Source organism: Maridesulfovibrio sp. (genome assembly GCF_963678865.1).
In the GTDB taxonomy this organism is placed as follows: Bacteria; Desulfobacterota; Desulfovibrionia; order Desulfovibrionales; family Desulfovibrionaceae; genus Maridesulfovibrio.
This window is the reverse complement of sequence record NZ_OY787459.1, coordinates 2681494-2703979: the sequence shown is the minus strand read 5'-3', so window position 1 is coordinate 2703979 and position 22486 is coordinate 2681494. Positions and strand designations below refer to the sequence as shown.

The 22486-nt window shown below is 47.5% G+C and carries 20 protein-coding genes; 7 read left to right on the top strand and 13 right to left on the bottom strand.

All coding sequences use genetic code 11. The annotated features are described in order from the left end of the window. Positions 1–64: 64 nt before the first annotated feature. The 3 genes from ACKU41_RS12445 to ACKU41_RS12435 all read right to left on the bottom strand — a co-directional run bounded on the left by ACKU41_RS12445 (position 65) and on the right by ACKU41_RS12435 (position 3989). Positions 65–1030, bottom strand: coding sequence for a chemotaxis protein (locus tag ACKU41_RS12445; protein WP_321401201.1), 966 nt, complete (start codon positions 1028–1030; stop codon positions 65–67). A gap of 221 nt (positions 1031–1251) precedes the next feature. Then, entirely contained in the window at positions 1252–2337 is a 1086-nt protein-coding gene (locus ACKU41_RS12440) for a glycosyltransferase (protein WP_319777697.1), read from the bottom strand. After that, on the bottom strand, positions 2331–3989 hold the full coding sequence (locus tag ACKU41_RS12435; RefSeq protein WP_321401199.1) for a glycosyltransferase family 4 protein: 1659 nt from the start codon (positions 3987–3989) through the stop codon (positions 2331–2333). The genes ACKU41_RS12440 and ACKU41_RS12435 overlap by 7 nt, the downstream gene beginning before the upstream one ends. Before the next feature lie 337 nt (positions 3990–4326). On the opposite strand from ACKU41_RS12435, the gene ACKU41_RS12430 reads away from it, so the two are divergent. Together ACKU41_RS12430 and ACKU41_RS12425 are read left to right on the top strand one after the other, a co-directional pair. Further along, positions 4327–5799 carry a GGDEF domain-containing protein gene (locus tag ACKU41_RS12430; protein ID WP_321401197.1) on the top strand — a complete coding sequence of 491 codons (1473 nt, stop codon included), beginning with the start codon at positions 4327–4329 and terminating at the stop codon, positions 5797–5799. 231 nt (positions 5800–6030) lie between these two features. Next, positions 6031–6900 (top strand): septal ring lytic transglycosylase RlpA family protein, encoded by an 870-nt coding sequence (locus ACKU41_RS12425; protein ID WP_321401195.1) that lies wholly within the window; start codon positions 6031–6033, stop codon positions 6898–6900. Between the two features lie 283 nt (positions 6901–7183). Here the strand turns inward: ACKU41_RS12425 and ACKU41_RS12420 are convergent, their stop codons facing one another. Both ACKU41_RS12420 and ACKU41_RS12415 read right to left on the bottom strand, forming a co-directional pair. Beyond that, a complete protein-coding gene (locus ACKU41_RS12420; RefSeq protein ID WP_319777693.1) occupies positions 7184–7477 on the bottom strand; it encodes an integration host factor subunit alpha in 294 nt (97 codons plus the stop codon). Positions 7478–7607: 130 nt separating this feature from the next. Beyond that, a complete protein-coding gene (locus tag ACKU41_RS12415; RefSeq protein ID WP_319777692.1) occupies positions 7608–8030 on the bottom strand; it encodes an HIT family protein in 423 nt (140 codons plus the stop codon). 175 nt (positions 8031–8205) lie between these two features. Between ACKU41_RS12415 and ACKU41_RS12410 the strand changes: the two genes are divergently transcribed. After that, positions 8206–9237, top strand: a complete 1032-nt coding sequence (locus ACKU41_RS12410; protein ID WP_321401191.1) for a radical SAM protein — start codon at positions 8206–8208, stop codon at positions 9235–9237. 132 nt (positions 9238–9369) lie between these two features. Next, positions 9370–11037: an FAD-dependent oxidoreductase gene (locus tag ACKU41_RS12405; protein ID WP_321401189.1), complete on the top strand. Its 1668-nt coding sequence runs from the start codon at positions 9370–9372 to the stop codon at positions 11035–11037. Between the two features lie 172 nt (positions 11038–11209). On the opposite strand, the gene ACKU41_RS12400 is transcribed toward ACKU41_RS12405, so the two are convergent. The 7 genes from ACKU41_RS12400 to ACKU41_RS12370 all read right to left on the bottom strand — a co-directional run bounded on the left by ACKU41_RS12400 (position 11210) and on the right by ACKU41_RS12370 (position 18270). Then, complete coding sequence (locus ACKU41_RS12400) at positions 11210–12091, bottom strand: alpha/beta hydrolase (RefSeq protein WP_321401187.1); 882 nt, start codon at positions 12089–12091, stop codon at positions 11210–11212. 15 nt (positions 12092–12106) lie between these two features. Beyond that, the gene (locus ACKU41_RS12395) at positions 12107–13726 is read right to left on the bottom strand and encodes a hypothetical protein (protein WP_321401185.1); all 1620 of its coding nucleotides are present in this window, start codon (positions 13724–13726) and stop codon (positions 12107–12109) included. Positions 13727–13923: 197 nt separating this feature from the next. Continuing rightward, positions 13924–14160: a type II toxin-antitoxin system RelE/ParE family toxin gene (locus tag ACKU41_RS12390; RefSeq protein ID WP_319777687.1), complete on the bottom strand. Its 237-nt coding sequence runs from the start codon at positions 14158–14160 to the stop codon at positions 13924–13926. A gap of 46 nt (positions 14161–14206) precedes the next feature. Further along, positions 14207–14452 (bottom strand): CopG family transcriptional regulator, encoded by a 246-nt coding sequence (locus ACKU41_RS12385; RefSeq protein ID WP_319777686.1) that lies wholly within the window; start codon positions 14450–14452, stop codon positions 14207–14209. A 453-nt stretch (positions 14453–14905) separates the two neighbouring features. Continuing rightward, positions 14906–15925 carry a type I glyceraldehyde-3-phosphate dehydrogenase gene (gene gap, locus ACKU41_RS12380; RefSeq protein ID WP_319777685.1) on the bottom strand — a complete coding sequence of 340 codons (1020 nt, stop codon included), beginning with the start codon at positions 15923–15925 and terminating at the stop codon, positions 14906–14908. Between the two features lie 27 nt (positions 15926–15952). Then, positions 15953–16513, bottom strand: coding sequence for a GAF domain-containing protein (locus tag ACKU41_RS12375; RefSeq protein ID WP_319777684.1), 561 nt, complete (start codon positions 16511–16513; stop codon positions 15953–15955). A gap of 467 nt (positions 16514–16980) precedes the next feature. Then, positions 16981–18270, bottom strand: coding sequence for a 4Fe-4S dicluster domain-containing protein (locus ACKU41_RS12370; RefSeq protein WP_321401181.1), 1290 nt, complete (start codon positions 18268–18270; stop codon positions 16981–16983). 207 nt (positions 18271–18477) lie between these two features. Between ACKU41_RS12370 and ACKU41_RS12365 the strand changes: the two genes are divergently transcribed. Continuing rightward, positions 18478–18705, top strand: a complete 228-nt coding sequence (locus ACKU41_RS12365; RefSeq protein WP_407944431.1) for a type II toxin-antitoxin system HigB family toxin — start codon at positions 18478–18480, stop codon at positions 18703–18705. Next, on the top strand, positions 18686–19876 hold the full coding sequence (locus tag ACKU41_RS12360; protein ID WP_321401179.1) for an ImmA/IrrE family metallo-endopeptidase: 1191 nt from the start codon (positions 18686–18688) through the stop codon (positions 19874–19876). The genes ACKU41_RS12365 and ACKU41_RS12360 overlap by 20 nt, the downstream gene beginning before the upstream one ends. A gap of 330 nt (positions 19877–20206) precedes the next feature. Here ACKU41_RS12360 and ACKU41_RS12355 read toward each other — a convergent pair whose 3' ends face one another. Next, positions 20207–21562, bottom strand: coding sequence for a PLP-dependent aminotransferase family protein (locus ACKU41_RS12355; RefSeq protein ID WP_321401177.1), 1356 nt, complete (start codon positions 21560–21562; stop codon positions 20207–20209). 301 nt (positions 21563–21863) lie between these two features. Between ACKU41_RS12355 and ACKU41_RS12350 the strand changes: the two genes are divergently transcribed. Beyond that, positions 21864–22454, top strand: a complete 591-nt coding sequence (locus ACKU41_RS12350; RefSeq protein ID WP_321401175.1) for a LysE family translocator — start codon at positions 21864–21866, stop codon at positions 22452–22454. Positions 22455–22486 lie beyond the last annotated feature (32 nt).

Genomic DNA, 22486 nt, shown 5'->3' with positions numbered 1-22486 from the left:
AAAATCGAAAGCCCCCGTAAAGCCATACTTTGCGGGGGCTTGTTTATTTTATATTCTGCTGAAATTATCCTTTTTCTGCTTTTTCGATGAGTTTGAAAACTCTTTCGGCCAGTTGGTTGATTTCAGCTTTGGAAATCTGATCGTCGGCACCTACGGATTCGCCTTTATGAAAGAGGGTGTCGGTGATGATGGATGAGCAAAGCAGTACCGGAATATGACGCAACTCCGGGTCATCCTTGATGCGCTTGGTCAGGTTATGACCATCCATGACCGGCATTTCAATATCTGTGACCATAATGTCGATATAGTCGTTGATAGTTTTACCTTCGTATTCTGCTTTGGCTTTCCACTGGGTAATTTTATCCCAGGCTGCTTTACCGTTGTGGGTTCTGGTTACCCGGAATCCGGCATCTTCAAGCATCTGCCCGATCATACGCCGGATCATGGTTGAGTCATCGGCAATAAGAGCCTTGAGCTGGCGTTTTTCAATTTTATCGACCAGAGAGGGCTCAGGCATGTCGGTAATATCCATGTCCGGGTTGAGGTCGGCAACGATTTTTTCAAGGTCCAGCAGGAAGACAATGCGCCCTTCAAGTTTGACCACCCCGGTGATGGAGTTCGCGGTCAGTGAAGAAACCTGCTTGCTCGGAGCTTCAACCTGCTCCCAACTGATGCGGTGAATTCTGGTTACGCCCGAAACAAGGAATGCTGTGGAAATTTTATTGAATTCTGTGACGATGACTTTGGGGGCTTCATCTTCAATTCTGTTTTTACCAACCCTGCGGCTGAGATCGATCAGGGGAATGATTTCCGACCTAAGGTCGAATGCTCCCAGGACGGCATCATTTGCCGCGTCAGGCATATCGGTCAACTCAGGCAGACGAATAATCTCAACGACCTTGGCAACGTTGATGCCGTAATAGCTGCGACGGGTTGAGCCTTCATGTACATTGTCAATCTCGTCAATGTAAAATTCAACTATTTCAAGTTCGTTAGTGCCTGATTCAAGTAGAATATTAGTTTGGGACATGGTCATCCTCCCCGGAAAAAAGAATGTATCGAGCAAGCATCATATAACTGAGCAGCCTTTGCTCATTATAATGTTAGCCTGAAATGCTTGTTAATGAAAGATTTTTCTCATCTTCATATTCTTGTTTATAAAAGTAGTTCCAGTTTAAACACGAAAAAAAGTCAACCCGGATAAGGTGAAATTTTCTGAAATATATAAAATAATAACACGATAAACCCTAATTACACCAGTGTGAAATAAATTTTCATGTAGTCATCCAGCATTCTTTCGCAGGAATATCTTTTTTTACCTTTCTGAAATCCCCTGCTGCCCATCTCGTGGGCAAGTCTGCTGTTTTTTAACAACATAGCTACCTTTTCGGTAAAAATCCCTTTCTCATAAGGGGGAACCAGAATTCCGTCCTCCCTGTCGGATATCTGTTCAATGACACCGCCTACGGCAAAACTGACTGCGGGCAGACTCTGGGCCATGGCCTCAAGAATTATCAATGGATGGTTGTCTCCAAGTGTGGGGTAGGCAAGCACATCTGCAGCAGCCATAAATTTATTCAGCATGAGGCTATCCACGTAAGGGATGCTGATAAAATCCCCATCCCGTGAATTTTCCTTTCCTCCGATAGCAAAACAAAGAGCAGCCGGTACGGATTCTTTAATTTCCGCCCAGTAATTTCTCCACTGCGGTCCTGACTTATAAGCAGCCTCCTCCCCTCCGTGAGCTACAAAAAGCATTACTTTTGAAGCCTTATGGATACCTAGTTCCTTCCTGATCTGATTTTTACTGGCTGGTTTATCCGGCCATGGTATTCCGTTTGGGATAATTTTGGGCTTTAAGCCGGGAAAAGTTTGGCGGACCAGTCTTCCCAGCCATCCGGAAGGGGAAACAAGTACGGCTTTTGAATCAACAATAGCCTCCAGACGCTCCCGGCGGGTTTTACCGGATTCGGGAAATTTTCGTGGGCAGTTAGAGCAACCGGAATCGAATTCAGGACAGCCCATGGGCGAGGCACAGCCTCCGGTAATCATCTGGGTATCATGCAGAGTGATGATTGTGGATGTACCGGGGGGAAGAGCGCGCAGAAAGCGTGCCGGATCAGCCGAGGAATGCAGGTGGACAATGCTTTTCGCAGAAATCCTGCGGGCGGCATCCTCCGGGGAGACAAGCTCATCACCGGGATTTTCCGAAGCTTCGAAAGAATGAACTGACTTACAGCCTGCCTCCAGAAGCCCCGTATGAAGCAACTGGGCTACTTTTGAAGCTCCGCCGCTTTTCCCCAGAGCGGTATGATGCACTACGCTCCTGCTCAGCATACCTTTTCCAGAATATCGTGCTTAAGGCACCAGAGGATGTGAAATTCGGCCTCCCGTTGATCCATATCACCGGCCATGGACGTCATTTTCTCGACCAGACTGGCTGCACTCAACGGTTTGCGGGCGAAGAATGCCATTTTACGAACAACATCCTCATTCAGGAATCTATCAACTCCATTATAGATGAGCGGGAATTCACGGCCCTGATAAATTGCCTGACCGGTATCACCGGTGACCAGCTTTGTCTGCGGGCTGAGTGTTTCAGTCGGGTAGTGGGAAAATGTTTCACCCAAACGAAGCTGTACGGGATGGAGCTGGTTACGCAGCTTATCAGCCTCCACCGGAACAGTATTAAGTTCTTCCCAGAGTCTGATGTGCTCTTCAATGACTTTGGACCAACTGAAATTATCACGGACCCGCTCGGCCCCAGCCATTCCCATGTCTTTACGCAATTGCGGGTCGTGTATCAGCTTTGCAAGTGCTGCGGCCAGTTTGGGAGTGTTCACAGCAGTCTGCTGGGCCATTAGCAGATGGTAGTGGTTATCAAAACATAGCGGGGCCATGAGATCCAGTTCCGGGGTGGCTTCCGGGCCGATGGTTTCAATAAGCAACCCGGTTTTCCCTTCAACCACCAGATCTTTATAACCATCGTAGTCGGAGGCAACGACCGGAAGTCCGGCTGCACCGGCTTCCAGCACGGTCAGGCCGAAAGTTTCCTGCGGGTTGTCGGAGATGGAAACAAAAATATCTGCTGCCCGGTAAAGGTCGGTTTTGCGTTCTTCTGAAGGACTGGCGATAATGGAAAGTTCCAGCCCCATGTTGTGTCCCAGTTGGGCAAGGGTGTTGGAAAAATCGTCTCCTTCATCCAGCCAGCCAGCCAGAATAACCCGCACCCTGTCACGGCTCAATCCGGCAATAAAAAGTTTTTGCATGGCCCGGAAAAGCGGCAGGATGTCCATCTTCGAATAATGGGCAATACGTCCGAAAACAAGAATATTGACCCGCTCATCGCCACTATCCATACCGAGATTTAGTTTGGCCTCTGCTTTGATATTTTCATCTGCAGGCCGGATATGACCGGGAGTGATCCCCAACGGAATTCGTCTCACCTGCGGTGAAGGGTGAGTTTCTTCGCTCAAACATAGTCCCTCACGCAGATGCTTGAAATATTTTTCAACAACCTGTTTCCCGGCTGTAGATGTAGTTACGATACAGTCCCTGCCGGTGGTTCCCGGCCATAAATAATTGAGGAAAAAGGAGCCGTAGTTGCTGTAACTCAAGGAATGGGTAGTGCCGGTGATTGGAAAAATGTTTTTGGCATAACGGTTCCGGACCCGGGCCAGATGGGGCGGAAAGTTGATGCAGTCGGACTGGTGAAAACAAAAATATTCCCGGCTTGCCAGTTCTGCAGGCAGATCCCGACGGTCCATGATTTTCACCCTACCCTGTTCAAACATAGCTGGGTAACTCTCACGAAAAAAGGAGCACAGCCCTTTTTTGGTACCTGCCCCGGAAAGAAAAAAGTGATACTCGTCAAAATGGTCACGACTGAGCAGCCCGTTCAGGAATCCCGCATTGGCAACCTTGCGGCCCAGAATAGCCCCGCTTTCATGGAATGGGTCCAGAGTTCCCCATATTCTTTGAGTTTTCATATGTTATTTCAAGCCACATTTGGCCCACTCTTGTCAAAGGTTTTATTTTCCCACCGAGGCTGCAGGGAGGCGTCGGATTTCCGGCAGTCTTTTCCTTATTTTATCCGCCAGATTGTATTTCCGGTTCTGCATCCGACGTATTGAAAATTTATAACTCGAATCCATATTAGAGATTAACCACTTGTAATAAAGCAATTTCTTTATTCATATATGTTCTGTGCATGGTTTGATGAACCAGATGTTATATCCTCTTTATGTTGAATGGTCCCTATTTTGCAAAATCATGATTGGAAAACTGTTTCCGACAGCTTAATCATGGCAATCAAGGAGACCAGACATGAAAAGAGGACACAGGCCTGAACTGCTTTGGGGGTTCGGTCTAAACAGCACCGAAGCCGGTAAAATCGAGGATTCACTCGGTCCCGGATTCTTTTTAAGAAATTTTTCTGAGCGTTCTCTGCCCGGAGAAAAAGAGCTGAGCAAGAATGAAAAGCCGGCCGCAACCTGGATCCCGCAAAGAGTCTGGGAAGAATTGCCGGAGGAAAAACGCTCTGCTTACCGAAATATCGAATCCACGCAACGCATCCTGATTCAGGATGATCAGAACAATGCCGATCTGGAACAGGTTCTGGAAGACGGTTTTCTTGCTGTAGTAAGTTCTCCCCTCACCAGCTCCAAGGTGCAGGATGCCTTGTTCAGGGCCAAGGAAATAGCCGGTCTTTACGGTGATCTTTACCGCATGACCGAAGAAATCATCCTTGAACGCGAACTGCTTTCACGTAAGACCGAGCAACTGCAGTTCCTGAATACCGTACTTTCCAATGCCACAGAGAGGCTGGAAGTTGCGGATATTCTGGGGCAGGCAGCTGAAGACCTGAAAATGCTGCTCCCGATTTACTCCGTACAGGGTGCCTTCTGGGATGTGCTGCCTACCGGAAAGCATATTGACGCCGATATTTTCATCAATCCCGGACAAGTTGAAAATGTTCAGGACGAATGGATTGCGCTGATGATCGAAAACATCGTCACGCTCAGCGGTATGGAAGTTTCAAGCTACAACATGGCCGAGACCATCCCCGCTGTGGACAACAGCATGGTCTACAGTCCCGAAGCCGGAAGAATTCTGGCCCTGCCCCTGGTTGCCCGAGGTGAAAAATTCGGTTGTCTGGTCATGCTTTGCGAACACAGCATCAGGCTGGCCAAGGATCAGGTTAACACCCTCAACGCAGCGGTGAACCACCTTTCTCTCGCCCTGAGCAACGCCATTATGTTCAACAAGATTAAAACCCGAGCCAATCGTGACGGCCTGACCAGAGTCTACAACCGCCGCAGCTTTGATGAAAGGCTGATTGAAGAATTCAAACGCCACCAACGGTTAAATACAGATCTTTCCCTGCTCATGGTCGATCTGGATTATTTCAAAGCCGTCAACGATACCTATGGCCATATGGCCGGGGACATGGTGCTGGAAAAAGTTGCCCGCATGTTTGAAAACACTTTCCGGTCTACGGACTTCATTGCCCGCTACGGCGGTGAGGAATTTGTCATTCTGCTCCCGCATACCAATGAACAACAGGCCCGGATGCTGGCCGAGCGGGTAAGGACCAAGATTGAATCCTCCACCATGACTTATCAGGATAAGAGTTTTCAAGTGACCGCCAGCATAGGTGTATCTTCCGTCTGCCCCGGCAGCCTTGAAAAGAATACTGAAATAGTGCGCAAGGCAGATGAAGCTCTTTACGATGCCAAGATGCAGGGGCGTAACAGGGTGGTAGTTTCACCCATGCGTCCCAAGCTGCGTATCATGTAAATAAAGTCGGTTTCCTCCGATATAAAGCTGTCAGAATAAATGAGCGGTCCCGGTCGTCGGGACCGCTTTTCTTGTTACGCCAGTAACAGACTCCCTGATTCCGGTCCTTTAAGGCAGAAGGCATGTTTAACAAGACTACTGGACTTTAATTCCTCCACCCACTATGGATGAATTACCGATTGCGTCCGCAGTGCTTCGGTAAATAATATTCCCCAGATGACGGAGGCTCAAATGTCCAGATATGTACTTCTGCTTGCAGCTGTGCTGCTGATTATTCCCGCAGGCTGTGCAAAAAAAAGAATTTATTCCACCCGGCCGGTTTCACAACATAAAATAAGAAAGCAGGATTCCCCGGACGTAGTTAAACCGGTTTTAAAAACCGACCCTTACACAGTGCACGGGCGGACCTATGTTCCACACCTCAGTGCCAAAGGTTATAAGGCTCAAGGACTGGCTTCCTGGTACGGTGACGACTTCCATGGCAAAACTACCGCCAATGGCGAAACATATAATATGTACTCCATGACCGCCGCCCACCGCACCCTGCCCATGGGTACAATGCTTGAAGTTACCGACCGCGCCAGCGGACGCAAAGTGATTGTCCGGGTAAATGACCGGGGCCCCTTTGCCGATCCTGACCTGCGGATCATTGACCTTTCATATGCCGCAGCATCCAAGCTGGGCATCGTCAATAAAGGGCTGACTCCTGTAGAACTGCGGACCATTGACGATGTGAATGTGGAACCTGTGGAATCAACAGAAATAGTTGCGGAAACCGCTGCCCCGGCAGAAGAGGCCGTGATGGAAGAAACTGTTCAGGCCGCACCTGAAGTTGAAAAAATCATCATCACCGAAGAAGCCACTGCCCAAGCGCACTACTACATTCAGGTGGGCGCATTCACTGACCGGAACCGCGCACAGTCTATATTGGAAACTCTGCGCAACAGCGGCTACAAAGAGTCCCGTTTAGTGGAAGTGGAAGTGAACGGTCAGAAATTCATGCGCGTACAGGCCGGTTATTTCTATAACATCCCCGCAGCTGAAGATGCCATGGCTTCCCTCGAGAACGATTACGGCAACGTGATTTTGGTTACTGAATAATTTGGATGCGCTGCTCCGCGCTATTTAATAGTCATCTTTTGCCTCCGGCGGCTTACCTCTTTGAAAGGGGCTTGTTCCACTGGCAAACTGTCACTGGATAAAAAAATCCGTCCTATCTGTTTCGATAGGACGGATTTTTTGTACACATCAAATTTGAAAAGAATTCGAAAACCGATAAATTGAGCAATAGTATAAAACAGGAGCCGGAATAATCCAGCTCCCCTGTTTCATTGCAAAATATCAAACCGGGAGGAATCCGGGCCGCAACATATGCGGCAACGACCTACCCGTTCAGTTCAGATCTGAACTTGCGGGAAAGCCTGAACACAACAACCTTGCGTGCGGGCAGGGTTATTGATTCATTGGTCTGGGGATTACGTCCCTTACGGGCATTTTTGTCGTAAGCTTCGAATTTTCCGAATCCGCTGATCAACATGGCATGATCTCTTTTCACAGCCTGCTTCATGATGTCGAGGATGGATTCAACCAATTCCTTGATTTCAGCTCTGTTCCGGTCTGTCTTTTCGTAGATGTAGTCAACAACGCTGGCTTTAGTAAGGGTGTTTCCGCTAGCCATTTCCTTTCCTCCGTTGTCCCCGGCCCTGCGGTCAGGGGCGGCGGTTTTAGTGTTATCCGCAGCAGGTTGAAATCCTGCGTACGACGATTCAGGTAAAAGGCGTTATCGTGCAAGAATAAATTACTGTAATTTATCCTGTTATCATCTTTTCTATCTTTTGGGCAAGGGCTGCAGCCTCATCCATGCTATCATATTCACTCTGACCCCAGTGGACAAAACCGTCCTCCTTGAATCGGGGAATAAGATGAAAATGGGCATGAAAAACAAGCTGTCCGGCTGCTTCATTATTGTTCATAATCAGATTCAGCCCGTCAGCCCCGGTAGCTTTTACAATAGCATCACCGGCCAATTGGGAGGCAGTGATAATCTCCTGCCCCAGTTCGGCAGGCAGATCCCAGATATTTTCGCAATGCTGCTTGGGAATGACAAGAGCATGGCCTTTATTAACAGGCCCGATGTCCAGAAAGCTGAGCACCTTGTCTGTTTCATAAATCTTGAAGCAGGGAATCTCCCCGGCAACGATCTTACAAAAAATACAATCCTGATTATTCATAATAAATACTGTTGTTCTTGAGTTGCATGTTGGAACAAATAATCTTAAACCGATCCTGAAAGCTTCAAGAGACAGTTATATTTAGATAAATAACCGACCACGTTTTTTTAATCAAGCTAATTTATTAAACAAAGGCATCATTTGCCTATTTTTTTCAACTCCGCGACTTCCAGATATGAAAACAGCAATCTTCAAACACCCTGAACCGGGACATCCAAAAACACGCATCTGGCCGGTGTTTATGCCTTTTTTGGGCTGTCCATCAAAATGCATCTATTGTGCGCAGGACAGGCAGACAGGAACAGGAGCTAAGACATTAAACGAAATATATCAAGGAATTAAACAAGAGATTCCTGCATTCTTCAATACAAAAGATCGTTCCCCGCTTGAACTGGCGTTCTTCGGCGGAACTTTTACGGCCCTCCCTTTTGAATGGCAGGAACGTTTCATCAAACTGGCTGCTGAATTTAAAGAAAGGGGCTTCCTGACCAAAGTTCGTTGTTCTACCCGTCCGGACTGTATTGACCAAAAACAAATCATGCAGCTTCATGCATCCGGTCTGGACATGATTGAGCTGGGTATTCAGAGCTTTTCAGCTGAAGTCCTACGCCGTTCAGGCCGCAATTACTCCCCGCAAACCGGGATTGAAGCCTGCAATATAGTACGTGAAAGCGGCATTTCGCTGGGTATTCAACTGCTGCCCGGCCTGCCGGGGGATGAACCTGGTAATTTTCAGAATGATGTCAGCCGGACCATTGAATTCAAGCCAGAAGCCGTACGCATCTACCCCTGCCTGACAGTAAAAGGAACCGGACTGGAAAAACTGTACCGGGCCGGAAAGTATACCCCATGGTCCCTTACCCGTACTGTAGAAGAACTGGCTCCAGCCCTGCTGCGTCTCTGGCGGAATATAATTCATGTCATCCGTATCGGTGTGGCGCATGAGGACGGATTTGAAAAGAATATTACAGCCGGACCGATGCATCCGGCACTTGGGCAAATGGTTCGATCAAAAGCCATGTATTTACATTTGCGCTCCCGCCTTGCCTTGGCTGACAAGGCCATACAATTTATTGTTCCGCAAAAATATTCCGGTGAGCTCTGGGGCCATAAATCATGCCTTAAACCACTTTACGCTGATCTTGGTATTACTCCTGACAATACTTCCTTTAAACCCGGCAACACCTTTCAGCTTCATTATAAATAATTTGAAATTATTGCTTTCAGTAATTATTACTGATAATTCTCAGCTTTATATTTTGGAAAAACCTTTTCCGAACCCTTAAAATAAGTCATATTGAAATAAGCATTACTATCATTGCTGATAAGGAGAGAGACCATGAGCACACTTAGCGCTGAAGAAAAATACCGTAACTTCATACCCCAAGAAAGCCTCGAATACCTTGAAAAACTTTTTGCCGGATTTAAACGGACAGTGACCATAGAAGTATATACTGCTGAAGGTGAACACAGAGAATACAATGAATTCACCCTGAACATCTGCCGTGCTTTCAATGTGCTGAGTGATAAAATTGAGTTACGCGAATATGCTGCAGACAGTGAGATGGCAGAAAAGCGTAAGATCATAGCCACCCCCACCGTGCTCATTTCTCCTGACGAATACGATATCCGTTTCCTGGGTGCTCCGGCAGGCGAAGAAGGACGGGCATTGGTTGAAGCACTCAATCTGGCCTCCATGGGTATTGACGCAATTTCAGATTCCACAAAAAAAACACTTGAGCCGCTGAACGAAGAACGGCAGATAAAAATTTTTGCAAGCCCTACCTGTCCTTATTGCCCCGGGCAGGCCATCAACGCATTCAAGGCCGCTGTTGCCAGACCGGACAAGATTTCAGCTTGGAATATTTCCACCCTCGACAATGAAAATATGGCCCGTGAATATAATGTCGGCTCTGTGCCGCACACAAACATCAACGAGGAAGCCACCTTCACCGGACTGGAACCGGAAGAAAAATTCATGCTCCAACTGCTTTTCCTCAAGCCCATTGATGAAGTGATAAAAGAACAGCGCGCTGCAAAATCCCAAAAGGACAGTGAGTTACCATATGAAGATATCGACCTTGTAATCGTAGGTGGCGGACCAGCCGGAATGAGTGCCGGAATTTACGCCAAACGCAGCGGGCTGAGCTGTATCATTCTTGAAAAGCAGGGGATAGGCGGACAGGTTGCCCTGACTCCCAAGGTTGAAAACTACCCCGGTTTCACCAATATTCAAGGCTTTGAGCTGGTGGAAATACTCGGCTCCCATGCCCGAGAGTACACTGATATTCAGCAATTCTCCGAGGTCAAGGAGGTCAAATACGGTCCGCGCATCGAAATCACCACTGACGAAAAAAAATACCGGGCCAAGGGCATCCTCCTAGCCACGGGTGTTAATGTACGCATGCTCGGTGTTCCGGGTGAAGACAAATTCTACGGTCACGGAGTAAGTTATTGCGCGACCTGTGACGGAAACTTTTACAAGGGCGGCAAGGCCATTGTGGTCGGCGGGGGCAATACAGCGCTTACCGATGCCCTGCATCTGAATCACTTGGGAATTGAGACAACCATTGTCCATCGGCGAGACCAGTTCAGAGCCGAAAAAGTCCTTCAGGATTCCGTAGAGCGCGAAGGCATTGAAGTCATATGGGATTCTCAGCTTACCGAAGTCATCGGCGAAGATCAGGTGGAGTCAGCTCGTATTCTCAAAAAGGACGGCACTGAGCTCATCAAGGACACCGACGTGGTGTTTGTGGCCATCGGCCATACCGCCAATACCGAACTGGCTGAAAAGCTGGGCTGTGAACTGCGCGAAGACGGATTCATCAAGGTCGACCCCACCCAGCGCACCAGCGTGGAAAGGGTCTACGCTGCCGGAGACGTGACCGGAGGCGTACGCCAGATCATCACCGCTACCGGGCAGGGCGCAGCCGCAGCTCTGACCGCTTTCGATGATTTCACCAGACTTTTTTCTGGCAGCAAAATAGAGACTAAAAATATTTGGTAAATGCCTCCGGGGGCCCTGCCGGGGGCCTTAAACCCTTTGAAAAGGGTTTAAGAATCCCAAACTTTTTTAACAAGCTTCGCATATAGCTCGTTAGGACGTCATAGACAAAAACAATCCCGGAATATTTTAAAATATTCCGGGATATTAATTTCTAATTTGAGTGTCGGAAATTTTATTGAGGCATCAAATCCTGATTAGCCCCAAGAAAATTATTCACAGTTCTCCCAAGTCCTACCGGGTCCTGATACATAAGCCAGTGGGTTGCATTTTTATAGCGTACCAGCCAGCTTCCTTTCACCTGCTCCGTTATTTCAACGCCTAACCTTTCCGGCAGAATATCATCATCCAGCCCGGAAATAACCAGCACAGGTTTATCCAAGGAAGAAAGCCTTGAGCAACACCCCGGCCAGACTATCATGGCATCGGCCTGAGCCTGCACAATTGCCGGATCGGGCGCACTTGCTGGACGCGGAAGCTTCTCATAAGCCTGCGGGTATTTCTCAGTCCAACCATGCGGAAAGAAATGGGTCAGCAATTCCTTTACATCCATCTTTAGCAACCTGCGGGTAATTTCCGCCACAGGCTCTGCGGCACATGATGTTCCCAGCAGAACCAGCTTATCAACCTTTTCAGGATAATGCAGGGCCAGTTCCTGTGCGACAAGCCCGCCCATGGACCACCCTAATATATCAGCCTGCGGATAGCCCAGTACGCGCAGCAGTCCGGCACTGTCCGCCGCCATGCGGGTAACGGATATTTCCTCGGTTCCATTGGAGGAACCGCCCATGCCCCGGTTATCAAAAATAATTACCGTATGCTCTTTTGAAAGCTCGCGGACCAGCCCGGCATCCCAGATGTCCATTGTCCCGGCAAAGCCCATGACCATGAGCAGGGGCGAACCTTCGCCGAAGGTACGGTAAGCAAGCTGCACATCATCCACCTGCACCACGGATTTCGGTAGCGGGGTAAGATAATGTACTGAATCAGGGATATTGCTCTGTACACATCCGGCAAAGAAAACGAAGAACACAAAAGATAGAATCAGGCGACGCATGGGGGCTCCAGTATTTTAAGATTCCACGTCATGATACTCTTCATCATTGTTTTTGCAAGGCTGATCCCTGCCATTTTCCGCTGCCGGTTCATTTTCAACCGCAACATCTCCAGCTTCATCCACTGACTCTGGTTTATTCAGCTCATCCGCTGTTTGCCCGGATTCCATTACTGCTGAAGATTCGTGTTCAGAAACTTTCCGCTGCCCGGTTTCAATCTCTTTTACAGCCAGCCCATTGGCGAAATGGTCTGCTATTATCTCATTACACACCTTGATCACGCTGAAAGGTTCGCCCTTACCGATCAGTGCTGCCACCCGGTGAATGAAATCGCGGATTGCCGCAGCCTGATCACGCTGATCAGCAGAAACAGCTTCACTACGCGCACCTATCTCCCGCAAACCGTTTACCACAAGCCGGGATTCGGGATTATCCTTAAACATAAACAGGGCAGCCAACAGTGCGGCATCCACCTCGCCCAGCCCATCAAGAACGGCTCCGTATATCTGGTACTCCTCGCTGATTTCATCATCGATTACCCCTGCAACTACCTTGATCAGTGCTTCATCACTGCCTTTCACTCCCTTGCGGCTGAAAATTCCCAGCCACATGGAGCGCAACTCGGCCTTTAGACCGGAATCAAGGATATCTTCCACACTGAGCACACCATCTACAAACCTTTTGAACAATTCCCGGCAGATCAGATTCATGCGCTCTTCTTCGGCCTGCTCCTCCACCTTTCTGCGCAACTCACGATCAGCCCGGATCATTTCCGCAAGTTCACGGCGCATATCATCATCCTTCAAATCATGCAGCTCAGCTTCAAGCTGTTCATCTTCCATGTTTCGCAATAAATGAAATTCCTGCTTCATATGCTGGTTTCGGGCCTGAGGTTCAAACATTTCATGAAGGAATTCATAATGCTCTGCTCCCAACTGCTCTTTCCAGCTCTCGGTCATAATCAAAGCACTGACGGGATCTTTTTCGCCGATGGATTCCAGCGCCCCGGCATACATGGACTGCTTGGCAGTGATTAACCTTAGCTGAAGAAGTTCGGGATTACTGCCCCGGTAAAGCCGCAGAACTGCCCCTTCCAGCAACCGCTCACCATACGAAAGAGAAGCTGCATTCGGGCAGATATTCACTCCCTTGAGCACAGAGTCGATGGTTTTCGCAGCAGTGCTCTCTTTCCAGTTCTGGTATTCCTGACTCTGATGCCGGGCCACCGCATCCACCGCAGTCCTGCGCCTCGACTCAAGGATATCCATGAACCTGGTCCGGCATTCATCATCCGGCAATTCATCACGCAATCTGCCGCCCTCTTCCGTAAAATAATCATTAACTTTAAAAACCGCTGACTGTGCTTCCCCCGCACGCAGCAACATCAATCCGGACTCGGGGTCGAGCAGTATCTCCTGCAGCCCGCTCTCAAAACTGTTGTAGGCATCCAGCACCCTTAAATCACGCTCTTCCTCTTCCCTGTCCCGTGCACGCTGAACCAGTACCGGATCAACACCTTCCCGGGCAGCCAGTTTCTTCAGTTCAGGGCTCATGCCCGGCTCTTTTTCAGACCCGAGCAAGCCTTCATCACTTTGCCCCTTTAAGAAATTGCCAACTTTCGAATTTACTACCTTCACCCTTAAAGTCTCCTGTTAAATATTGATTTAATAAACAAATCTACAAACACAGGAGTCGAAAATAACAACAAGGGCGGACCTGAATCAGGTGATTCAGGTCCGCCCTTGAAAAATTATTGTCGCCGGTTGCCCTGCAGGGCTTATGTGCGTTCTATGTATTTGGTAGCGGTATTAGGGGAGCTATCAAGACCGAATGATCAAACGGTATCCCATTTCTTGGGCAATTTTCGACTTGTATGAAAAACACGCAGGATTTCCACCACATCGTCTTTTACACGGTAAGGTACGATGTATGGATACCTGTCAAGCACCAGTTCCCTAGTTCCGGTAACTCTACCGGGACGTCCTTTTTGTGGAAAATTACCAAGTAAATCTCCTTTTTCACGTATGTGGGAATATGTCTTAACGGCCAAATCCATATCTTCATTCGCCAAATATGATGCCTCCGCGTCAAGATCCCGTATTGCACCTCTTAGCCATTTAACGCGCATTTCTCATCCACTTGTCATCCATGACGGCAAGCTCTGATTCAGTAGCAAAATCACCTGCATCAGCTTCCTTTAAAGCTTTTTCAATTTCAGTTATCTGCCATGCTTCGCGGGCAACAAATTCTTCCATGGCCTGATTTACCAGATGAGATCTTGTTCTTTTTGTGGCATTCGCCAGCGCGTCTAATTTTACTATTAAATCCGGGCTTGTACGGATTGATATTTGTTTTGTAGCCATATTACCCTCCCTGTTGGGATACATTGTATCCCAACAGGGAGGATGACTCAAGACCGGATTATTTGTATTTATCCATCCAGCCCAAGGTCAGCGGCCATACAAGCAATACGTGTATTACAGCGGTAAATATCCGGCTGGGGAATATAATGAGAAGCCGTCCCGTGGGGTACGGAACGGCCTGTTTTGTTTAATGCTATAAGTAGTGTGTTAAGCGTGCAAAAATTTACGTACATATAGTGGCATAAAAAACAAAAAACGGGCGACCTGTCTGTGGTTAACAGGCCGCCCGTTTTTGGCAATCTTAAGAATCTCAGTATTCAATCCGGGTTCATCCACAACCCGGACGAACTTCGGGAAGTTCAAACCCTTTTCAGGAGAAAGGGTTTAAAACCGACAGCGGAAACTTCCCGAACCGCTGCCGGTAATTTAATGCGTAATCAGCTCAAGGCAGTATTAGATACCGCATTTAGCCATGTAGTCGATGAGGTCTGCCAGACGGCAGGAGTATCCCCATTCGTTGTCGTACCATGCGTAAACCTTAGCAAGGTTGCCGCCCTGTACAACGGTGAAGTCCGCTTCGACGATACCGGAATGGGGATCGGCGAGGAAGTCGGAGGAAACAAGGGGAGCTTCGGAGTAGCCCATGATGCCCTTGAGTTCGCCTTCTGCTGCGGCTTTCAGAGTAGCCTTGAGTTCTTCGGTGGTAGTGTCGGTTTTGAGCACTGCAACGAAGTCGACAAGGGATACAGTGGGTGTGGGAACACGCACGGAGTAACCTTCGAAACGGCCTGCCATTTCGGGGATTACGAGAGCAACAGCTTTAGCCGCACCGGTGGAGGTGGGGATCATGTTGCATGCTGCAGCGCGGGCACGACGCAGGTCCTTATGAGGCTGGTCGAGAATACGCTGGTCGTTGGTGTATGCGTGAACGGTGGTCATCACACCTTTCTCAATACCGAACTTCTCGTGCATGGTCTTAACGATTGGCGCGAGGCAGTTGGTGGTGCAGGAAGCATTGGAGATAATGGTGTGTTTTGCGGGATCGTAATCCTTATGGTTAACACCCATTACAACGGTGATGTCCTCTTCCTTGGCAGGAGCGGAAATAACAACTTTTTTAGCGCCGCCTTCAAGATGCTGGGCAGCGGTGGGTCCGGTTCTGAAAATACCGGTACACTCGATAACGATATCCACACCGCACTCACCCCAGGGAATCTGGCGGGGATCACGCTCTGCGAAGTTCTTGATCACGAAGTCGGAACCGACATACATGGTGGAGCCTTCCACTTTTACTTCTGCAGGGAATTTACCGTAGTTGGTGTCGCGTGCGAAAAGGGCAGCGTTGGTGTTGATGTCGAAGAGGTCGTTGACTGCAACAACCTCAACAGTGTCACGATGTCTTTCCCAGATAGTCTTCACAACCTGACGGCCGATACGGCCGAAACCGTTAATACCTACTCTTACTTTGCTCATATTAAAATTCCTTTATGCTCACGCGCCCTACAGATCGTCGACGCGGTAAATGTAATCGTTTGCCAATTCGCTTGCACGCTTCAGTGCGCTGTACATACGGGCATTTTCAAGAGCGAGACCGGAAAGGTCGGCAACGCACTTGAGGAAGTCCAGTTCTTCTTCGGAAAATTCACGGAGTTCGGCGGAGTATACACGCAGAACACCGATTACTTTTTGACCGCGGGCAGTAAGAGGAAGAACTACGAGGGAGCAGAGACCTTCCTGAGCTGCTTCTTCAGGATACTGGAAGCGGTCGTCTTTTCTTACATCTGCGATGGATACGATTTTACCTTTGAGAACTTCCTGATCCAAACGGCTTTTGGAAACCTCAACAGGACCTTTTTTTTCGTAGCGCTCACTCAGACCGTAAGATGCGTCTGCGAGCAGAGTTTCGCCCTTGCGATCAAGAAGTCTGATAAAACAACCTTTCAGTTCCATTTCAGTTGCCACTTTCTCGGCAATGCTGTGAAGAACTTTTTCCGGCTCCAGGCTGGAGTTGACAGCTCTGGTAATTTCAAAAATTGCTTTGTAGAGTCTGGTTACACCCATTTCTCATACCTGCCTTGTTTATGTTTAACCGAAAGGACCGCTTAAAGCGCGGACCTGCGTATCAAGTTCTTGGTTAATTGCTTTCTAACAGATTTGAAAACATATTGCATGTAAAAAATGACCACTTTCTTACATTTTTATGTTTTTTGTTGCTAAATGATTTTCGTTTATGAAAATTTTTTTCGTATTTGTTGCGAGCAAGCACCCGCCAATTATTCACAAAATAAATAAGAAAAAAACTATTGAAAAGCATTACAAATAAATGATTCTACATCAAGGACGAATAGAAAATTTATTCAATAAAAAAATATTCGGGTAGAACGGCTAAATGGAAAACAGAAAATTTCGTTTGTGAAATGGAAACGCATACCCGGAAAAGATACAGGGACAATAATATCAGAATATCACCTTACAGCAAGCCATAAAGTTACGAACGGGGTACAGGAAAAAGAAAAACGGGAAAATATTTATGAGGAAGTAGCCTTACGCAAAACTCCAAGAAAACGAGACCGCAACTTGTCACCCATCAAACTTTTCTTTACCGGGGAAAGTTTCAGGAATCCCCCCAGCAGGGAACGCATGAAATCTTCACTACGGCTGTTGGGGTTGTCGAAAATCAAATTCTGTAGGGTTCCGCGCTCAAGGGATTGTAAAATAACCCGCTCAAAACTGTCTTCAGGATGAATAACCCGTTGTTCGCGTTTATCCATCTGCATAGCCCCTGTAGGGCATTTAAGGGCACAAACCCCGCAGCCGAGACAAATTTCCTTGTTGATCTCAGCATAACGGCGCGGCTTATCCGATCCGGGAATATTTTCTTTTTTGATAGAGATGGCTTCAATGGGACAGGCCCGGGCGCATTTTCCGCAGCCGTTGCAGTCCGCAAGCTCAATTTCAGCAATGAAGGTGGAGGAAACAACGACTCCCGGATAGCCGGAATATTTGATGCCGTTCATCAGGTTGCAGCAGCAGCCACAGCAATGACACAGGAACCCGACATTCTCACGGACATTATCGCTGGTCAGAGTAAAGCCCAGTTCCCGAGAACGGGCCATGATATCATCCATTTCCGAACGGCATATCTCACGCGCAAAATTGTTGCGGATAAGGAAATCGGCGGCATCACCCATGGAAGTACAGGTTTCGAGGTCGATGCCGCATTTCTGTTCCCCGAGATGCATTTTCTCATGGCGGCAGGAACAAAGACCGACTGCAAAACGGTCCTGCTGAGCGATCAGTGCGGAAGCCTTTTCATAATCAAGCACCTCCACATGATCCACATTGCGGATGGTCCCTTCGTGTGGCAGGGCGCGCATAACTGAGACCTGTTCACCGTTTCCGAAATTGGCATCTAAGAAACTCTTATCCCCGAACATATAATTATGGAACAGCTCGGCCCATTTTGCAGAATCAAGCTCGCCCTTGGTGCGCATCATTGTGAATTCGAAAAAACCGATGACAAAGGGACTGATCATATAAAGATAGCGGTCCTGCTCCCAAAGGTCGCAAACCAACCCTTTATGGCACATGGATTCAAGCATGTTACGCAATGTGTGTTCGTCAATACCGGTTAACTTTGAAATACGTTCAAGAGAAGAGGGGCGGTAAGGCATACGAACAATCAACTCCGCTTCCGCAGGGGAATACAGTGCCGTGAGCATTTCACGCATGGAATCAGACCACGGCATGCGCACGGTGGTACCGTCTACTTTGTCACCCAACTGACGATAGATATCTTTTCCTATTATGTGTCCCATAAGTAAAGAAGTTACACAGGGACTGTGGATAATGGCAAGAGATTAAAATCTTCATCGTGAGGATTATCCTTTTTTGGGAACTCTCTTGACATTCCCAAAAAGGGAACTTAGTTTGTATTTGTGAACGTCATAGCAACAAAAACAATTAACGCTTATCGAGAGTGCTACCCAGAAGCAGATCAAGCTCTTCGCACATGGGTAGGTATCATGAGGAAGCATACCTTCAACCATTTTATGGAATTAAAGGATGTCTTTCGATCAGCAGACCTAATTGCAGATGGTATTATTGTTTTTAATATTAAAGGCAATAATTTCAGATTAATTGTCAATGTCGACTTCACACGACAGCAAGCCTACGTAAAATGGTTCGGCAGACACAAAGAATATGATAAAATTAACCCTTTGGAGGTGAAACATGAGTATCCGCCCTGTTAATACAGAAGGCGATTATGAATTCGCCCTCGAGCGTATAGAGACTCTTTGGGGAGCTGCGCCCGGCACCCCCGAAGGAAATGAACTAGATGTCCTACTGACTCTAGTCACTGTTTATGAAGAAAGAAACCATCCAGTACCGCCTCCTTCACCCATTGAAGCTATTAAATTTGTAATGGATGAACGAGGCCTCAAACAGGCAGACTTAATCCCATATATTGGGAGCAAATCAAAAGTCTCCGAAGTATTAAACGGAAAACGCAACTTAACACTTTCTATGATTAGAGCTCTGCACATTGGTTTATCAATTCCTGCAGAGATATTGATTCAAGAAGACGGAACATTCCCTGAAGATGGTCAAGATATAAACTGGAATCAATTTCCAGTGAACGAAATTGTATCCCGGGAATGGATCCTTGGCTTTGATCCCAAAACCCAGCAAGAAGAAATTATACGCGAGCTTGCAACTCAGGCAGGCAAAGAAAGCCTGTTCACTACGCAAAGTTGCTTTCGTCAAGGATCTCGTAGAAATGCTAAAGACGATCCATTTGCAATTCAGGCATGGGTTTTAAAAGTTTTAGCTGAATCAAAGCAAAAAAAACTCAACGGAAAGTATAACCAAAAAGAACTAGACATCTCTTTTTTGAGAAAAATTGCACATTTAAGCGTAACATCAAAGGGACCAATAGTTGTACAAGAATATTTGCTAAGCAAAGGAATCAAACTCGTCACTGTACCACATCTAAAAAAAACGTATGTTGATGCTGTCGTTTTATTCGATAACCAAGATACCCCTGTAATTGGGATGAGCATAAGATACGATAGAACAGATAACTTCTGGTTTACACTTATGCATGAATTATCTCATTTATGCCTTAATCACTTGTTAACTCAAGATGATTGCATAATTGATGATTTAGATGTCAATTCTGCTCTTAACGAAAAAGAAATAGAAGCAGACACACTTGCTCAAGAAGCACTAATACCGAATGAGCTTTGGATTAAATCTAAAGCAAAGCAAACATCAAAAATAGAAGATGTCATAAAATTATCAAGAGAAGCAGATATTAACCCTGCAATTGTCGCTGGACGCATAAGATATGAGAAAAACAACTATCGACTTCTTGCCAAACATGTAGGCCATAAAAACGTAAGAAAACTATTCTATTCTTAAGACCTTAAAAAGGCTCCTTCACGGCAATGAGGGAGCCTTTCTAAAGCGACCTATAAACTAGTCGGGGTCGCTGGCACAAAAGCTTCCCAAAAGCATCCCGGAAAGCCTGCCTGTAAACTAAGTCAGAGCTACCATGTGGCGGGGAAGTTGTGCAATAGGAATATCGGCTAGCCAGGAGCTTCCATGTCAAAAAAGACTGTAAAAATTGGAAGATGTGCCAAAACAGGAAAATTTATTCCTGTTAAAGTGGCAAAAAGACGTAAAGCAACTGCTGTCGTAGAAACAATAAAAAAATAATATATAGCAAGGGGAGACCGGGCTCCCTTTACCCTACCCCAAAACCTCTTTCAATATCTTCAACCCCTTCCTCAATTCCGCAATATCCTTCGGGCCGCTCAGAGAAAGCCTGATGTTGGACGGAACGACACCACCGCCCACGGCGAATTTTTCAGCTCCGAAAATATTCAGACCTGCCTCGCGCGCGCGGGATTCGACCATATAGCCTTTCCATGGTTCAGGCAGGGTAAGCCAAAGGAAAAAACCGCTTGGATTAACTCCCAGTCCCATATCACCCAAAAGATCCTTAACCGCTTCAAAACGATGAAATGCGGCCTGTCGTTTGAGCTTTACGGTTATATCCGCTGTTCCGTCCGTTATCCACTGGCAAAGCAGTTCTGCGTTAAGGGGCGGCGTCATCCACACGGAATTAAGAATGGCATGAGCCAAATGCTTGAACCTCTCACCCTGCGCAACCATGAAAGCAACCCGCAAACCAACAGCAATTGATTTAGAAACCCCGGCAATAAATACACTTCGTTCCGGAGCAAGCGATGCAACAGGGGGGAGATCACTTTCCACTGTAAGAGCATAGGCATCGTCTTCAATAATGGTCAGGTCATGGTTACAGGCGATCATGGCGATCTGTTCCCGCCGCTCAAAAGGCATGCAGATGGAAGTGGGGTTCTGCACGCCGGGCATTAATGAAACCCCAGCGATCCTTTCACGACGACAAATTCTGTCCAGCTGTTCCGGAATCATGCCCTGATCATCCATAGGAACAGGAACCAACCTGATACCGAGCATATTGGAAAGGGTTTTCATGCCCGGATAAATCAGAGCATCAGTGGCAATACGGTCACCGGACCTGAACAGGCTGCTCAGGCAACAGGTCAAAGCATGCTGCGCCCCGGAACAGACAAGAACGTTACCCGCAGATGTATTCAGACGATAGCGCTTTGCCCATTCTGCACCTACCTCACGGTGCTCCGGCAGTCCCTGTGGGTCAGTATAGCGCAAAAATGCATTCAAATTGCGGCGGCGGGTCAGCCGTTTCATACCTTCCTGAATGTCCGGGTCCAGATCATAAAAGGTGTTGACCATGCCCAGTTCGATCATTCCCGGTGCGTAAGGTTCAAAAGAAACCATTGATGGCGAGGTGATCGCATCGGAAGCAATGAAGGTCCCCCGCCCCACGGTACCGCAGACGAGCCCACGCTTTTCAGCCTCGGCGTAACCTCTGGTCACTGTGCTCACGTTCATCTTCAGATCATCAGCCAGATCACGGTGGGTGGGCAGCTTGTCTCCGGGATTAAGTTTCCCGGCATAAACATCACGCTCAATAGCATCGGCCAACAGCTTGAACTTGGGCCGTGTGGTTTCTTCCAATTCCGGTATCCATTTTGTCATGCAGACAATAATTCCTTTGACTGCACACAATGTCAAGCATATGAATACAATTACGCAACGAAAAGCACACAATCATCCCACTGCTTTACCAAATACATCCACTATTCTTTGTAGAACGTTGTCCGGACAACGTCCAAAACTCATTAAATAAACCCCAGCCAACCAGACAAAAACGCGAAGCGTTGTAAAAGGTTTAGGGATTCTTAAACCCTTTTTTACCGATACTAAAAGTATTACCCCAAAGAGGTAAGGCTTAGGAAGGGATGCAAGGAAAAGGGCTTAAGCTAACGGAGAAAAAATAATGCAAGAAAATTTCTGGGCTTTCCTTATATTTGTAATTGTCATGACCGGAACCCCCGGTCCGGGCAACATCGCATCCATGGCTCTTGGCCAGACTGTAGGCTTCAAACGCTCCATTCCATTTCTTTCCGGGGTAATTATCGGCGGAATGATTATGGATTTTCTGTCTGCAATGGGGCTGGCGAAACTATTTTTAGCCTACCCGCAGGTATCATCTGTGCTCAAAATCGGGGGATTGGTATATATCCTCTACCTTGCATGGAAAGTTTTGAATATGCAGGCAGAGTCTTCTGCAAAACCGAAAGCGTTTAAATTCGTTGAAGGGCTGGCCCTGCACCCGCTTAATCCTAAGCACTATGCCATGACTGTATCGGCTTTCGCTCAATTTGTAGATCCCGGCGCAAACAGGATCACGGAAATCATAATCTTTGTGGGCACCTTTACCTGCGGCGCTGCCCTGTTCCACTCCCTGTGGTGCTTTGCAGGCGAATCGTTTATAAAAATGCTGCGCTCACCGATAGTCCGCCATACGGTAAACATTTCCATGGTGGTACTCATGGTCGGAGCTACGGCTTACGCACTATATAAATAGAATATTGGAGAGCTAAGTCTCTTTGGAATACC